We start from the raw sequence: 3,709 nt of genomic DNA, 5'->3' as shown, positions 1-3,709 counted from the left end.
ACCCTCGATCGCGTAGAGAGCCTCGGCGGAGGCATCGTCGGACAGGTTGAGCCGGGTACCGAACACCAGTCGCAGATCATTGAGGGTGACCAGCCAGTCCTGGACCTGGTCGTCATCGAGCACGGTCTGCCCGCCGGTCGCGGGAACGGTGGCCAGCACCCTGCGCGCGGCCGCGCGCTTGCCCGCGCGCAGGTCGTCCGACGTTCGCCTACGGTAGTCGGCGCCGGCATCGGGATCGTCGGGATAGGCGTCCGGCAGAAGCCGCGCCACGGCCGGGTCATCCGGCGGCGGCGGCGCCACGGCACGCAGCCCGACGATCGCCTCCAGTGGGTCGTCCACCGGTGGCGGCTCCAGCAGCGCGTCGATCTGGCCGATCAGCTCGATCAGGAGCGTCGCCTCGAGTGGACCGAGGGCTACCTGGATCCCGTCTCTGGTACGACTGAAGCCGTTGGACACGCTCTCCCGCCCAAGATCACAATTGATCGATCGAAACCCGATGCCGGCGCAGAATAGTCCTTCTAGTCCTGCGCGATCGTGGCCCACAGGCCGTATGCGTGCAGACGGGTGGCGTCGCGCTCCATCTCCTCCCGGGTGCCGGCGGACACGGTGGCCCGACCCTTGTGGTGCACGTCGAGCATGAGGGCCTTGGCCTTGTCCCGACTGAAACCGAACAGCTTCTGAAAGACATATGTCACATACGACATCAGGTTCACCGGATCGTTCCAGACGATCGTGACCCAGGGTCGGTCGTCCTCGGTGGTCTCGTCAACCTCCGAGATGTCTTCGGGCACGACAGTGGCAAGTGGCACGACCTCTATTGTGACGCGTCGACGATCCGCCTTCCCCCCGACCGCCGCACACCGGGCCGCCCGCCGCCCGACGTCAGAAATCCAGATTTGTACCGGTTCGACCTAGAATGCGAACACCGATCGGCCAAGGTCCGTAAGAGCGCCCGGCAATGGGGGCGCTCTACCCTGGTCGGGATGACCACGCCTACATCGCCGTCCATGCGCTCTTCCGCGCTGGCATCGACGGCCCTGCTGACCGATCACTACGAGCTGACGATGCTGCAGGCCGCGTTATGGTCCGGAGCGGCATCGCGCCGGGTGGTCTTCGAGGTGTTCACCCGAGCCCTACCGCCCGGCCGCCGGTTCGGTGTGGTCGCCGGTACCGGACGCCTGCTGGCGGCGCTTGAGTCGTTCCGCTTCGGACCCGAGGAACTCACCTTCCTGCGCGACGGTGGGATCGTGGACGATTCCACCGCGGACTACCTGGCCGGGTACCGCTTCGGCGGGGATATCCAGGGCCTCGCCGAAGGCGAGCCGTTCATGCCGAACACCCCGGTGTTGGTCGTGGAAGGCAGCTTCGCCGAGTGCATCCTGCTGGAGACCCTGGTGCTGTCCGTGCTCAACCACGACAGTGCGATCGCCGGCGCGGGTGCGCGGATGGTCGCCGCGGCGGCAGGCCGGCCATGCGTCGACATGGGCTCACGCCGTGCCCACGAGCAGGCTGCCGTCGCCGCCGCCCGAGCCGCCTACCTGGTCGGGTTCACCTCCACATCCAACCTGGAAGCGGGCCGGCGGTGGGACATCCCGACCACGGGAACGGCGGCGCACGCGTTCACCCTCGTCCATCCGTCCGAACGCCTGGCGTTCGCAGCCCAGGTCGCCGCACTCGGCGTCGACACGACGCTGCTCGTGGACACCTATGACGTTCCCGCAGCGATCGCGACCGCGCTCGAGGTGGCCGGCCCGGGGCTCGGCGCGATCCGTCTCGACAGCGGTGACCTCGGCCTCACGGCCCGGGCCGCCCGGGCGCAGTTGGACTCGTTCGGCGCGCAGAGTACCCGTATCATCGCAACCGGCGATCTGGACGAGCATGTCATCGCCCGGCTCGCGCACGCTCCGGTCGACGGCTACGGCATCGGCACGAAGCTCGTCACCGGTTCGGGGGCACCCACCGCCGGGTTCGTCTACAAACTCGTCGAGGTGGACGGGACGGGCGTTGCCAAGATGTCAGTGGGCAAGAGCACCAAAGGATGGCGCAAGCGGGTGAGCCGCCGCCACGACCGCAACGGGGTTGCGGTCGCGGACGTGATCACGATCGACGCTGCCGGCTCCCCCACGCCAACCGGTGACCAACCAACCGGTGACCAACCGACCGGTGACCAACCGACCGGTCCCGGCGCGCACGGGACCGGCCTGCGCGAAACCAGCCTGGACCGCCGCCTCCTGGTCCCGCTGGTGCGCGGCGGAGTGATCCTGGACGCAGGGCGGACCAACGCGCACGGGCTGCTCGCGGCTCGCGCACACCATGAGGCAACGCTGGCGAGCCTGCCGGTGGACGCCCGGTCAATCGCCTTCGGCGGACCGTGTCTGCCGGTCATCGCCGTCGGGGCACCCACCGGGCAACATTGAGGCCGTGACGGCAGGCATGACCGGACCGCAGACACCGCCGCACGACGCGGCGGAGATGTTCCCCGGGCTGGCGATCGCGGTGAGTGTGGACGTCGTCCTGCTGACATTGCGGGCCGGCCAGCTCTGCGTACTGGTCACGCAGCGCGGCTCCCCACCGTTCCAGGACGACTGGGCGTTGCCCGGTGGCCTCGTCCGGGTGGACGAGGACCTTGACGCCTCGGCCCGTCGCCAGCTCACCGAAGAAACCGGAGTCGCCGCTTCGGGTCATCTTGAGCAGCTGCGGACCTATGGGTGCCCGGACCGCGATCCGCGGGCCAGGGTCGTCAGCGTGGCCTACCTCGCACTGCTGCCGAACCTGCCGCCCCCGCCGGGAACTGATCGCGACGGCCCGAGAGTCCGGTGGTGGCCGGTGGAGGATCTCGGGTCGGCGGACGGCCCGACGCTCGCCTTCGACCATCCGGCGATCGTCGCCGACGGCATGGAGCGGGCACGCAGCAAGCTGGAGTACACCCCGCTCGCCGCGGCCTTCTGCGAAGAACCGTTCACCTTGGCGGAGCTGCGTCGCGTCTACGAGGCCGCCTGGGGAGCTCCGCTGGACCCTCCCAACTTCCGCCGCAAGGTGCTGTCGACAACGGGGTTCGTGGTGCCGGTGGGTGCCCGGGCTGCGCCGCGTGGTGGGGGACGGCCTGCCGAGCTGTACCGGCGGGGCTCGGCGACCGCGCTGCATCCCCCGTTGTTGCGCCGGACGGTGTGACCCCGACACCAACCAGGCCTCACCACCGACCAGCCCTCACCACCGACCAGCCCTCACCACCAACCGGTGCCGGCGGCGGCCCGCATGAGATCGTTGTCCGCGTGGATCCCAGTAATGCCGGAATATTTATCGTGGTGGTAGGTGGAGCGCTGTGCGCGCTCCTGCTGCTGGCCGGTCGCGCCGGACGAAGCCTCGCCAAAGATCTCTGGAGCCGGATGGGTCTCCTGCGCTGGATCGTCCTGCTGATCGTCGTTGTCGTTCTTCTCGATCTCGCTGACGGTGCCGTGAACCGTTAAGAGCGCCCGGTAATAAGAGTGCCCGGCGACAGGGGCGCCCGCACAAGGATGCGCCTCGCACCCTCATGAACAGAACGCGTTAGTAGCTTTACACACAGCAGCGGCGCTCTTTAACTAGAAGCAACCATTTTGTTGCCATGGGCTAGGAGATGTCTAACTAGTTATACTGAACTTCCAGCAACCCCAAAGTAGGACGAAAGGACTGCGGGTGACTGGTCAACCATGGCTGTGGACGCCTCCAC

The 3,709-nt window shown here is 68.1% G+C and carries 5 protein-coding genes; 3 read left to right on the top strand and 2 right to left on the bottom strand.

The window, feature by feature from the left end:
• A partial coding sequence (locus tag U9979_RS07320) for a DUF2017 family protein (RefSeq protein WP_322778766.1) occupies positions 1–456 on the bottom strand: 456 nt, incomplete at its 3' end.
• Positions 457–518: 62 nt separating this feature from the next.
• The gene (gene clpS, locus U9979_RS07315) at positions 519–809 is read right to left on the bottom strand and encodes an ATP-dependent Clp protease adapter ClpS (protein ID WP_322750938.1); all 291 of its coding nucleotides are present in this window, start codon (positions 807–809) and stop codon (positions 519–521) included.
• A 174-nt stretch (positions 810–983) separates the two neighbouring features.
• Between clpS and U9979_RS07310 the strand changes: the two genes are divergently transcribed.
• The 3 genes from U9979_RS07310 to U9979_RS07300 all read left to right on the top strand — a co-directional run bounded on the left by U9979_RS07310 (position 984) and on the right by U9979_RS07300 (position 3,467).
• On the top strand, positions 984–2,417 hold the full coding sequence (locus U9979_RS07310) for a nicotinate phosphoribosyltransferase (RefSeq protein WP_322778765.1): 1,434 nt from the start codon (positions 984–986) through the stop codon (positions 2,415–2,417).
• A gap of 16 nt (positions 2,418–2,433) precedes the next feature.
• The gene (locus tag U9979_RS07305; protein WP_322778764.1) at positions 2,434–3,171 is read left to right on the top strand and encodes an NUDIX hydrolase; all 738 of its coding nucleotides are present in this window, start codon (positions 2,434–2,436) and stop codon (positions 3,169–3,171) included.
• 131 nt (positions 3,172–3,302) lie between these two features.
• The gene (locus tag U9979_RS07300; RefSeq protein WP_322778763.1) at positions 3,303–3,467 is read left to right on the top strand and encodes a hypothetical protein; all 165 of its coding nucleotides are present in this window, start codon (positions 3,303–3,305) and stop codon (positions 3,465–3,467) included.
• Positions 3,468–3,709 lie beyond the last annotated feature (242 nt).

Source organism: Protofrankia sp. Cas4, from assembly GCF_963555915.1.
GTDB lineage: Bacteria > Actinomycetota > Actinomycetes > Frankiales > Frankiaceae > Protofrankia.
The sequence above is the reverse complement of the archived record's forward strand: the minus strand, read 5'-3'. Positions and strand labels throughout refer to the sequence as shown.

Coding starts and splice junctions, on each gene's coding strand:
- U9979_RS07310 (WP_322778765.1), top strand. CDS start 984: ATGACCACGCCTACATCGCCGTCCATGCGCTCTTCCGCGCTGGCATCG.
- U9979_RS07305 (WP_322778764.1), top strand. CDS start 2,434: ATGACCGGACCGCAGACACCGCCGCACGACGCGGCGGAGATGTTCCCC.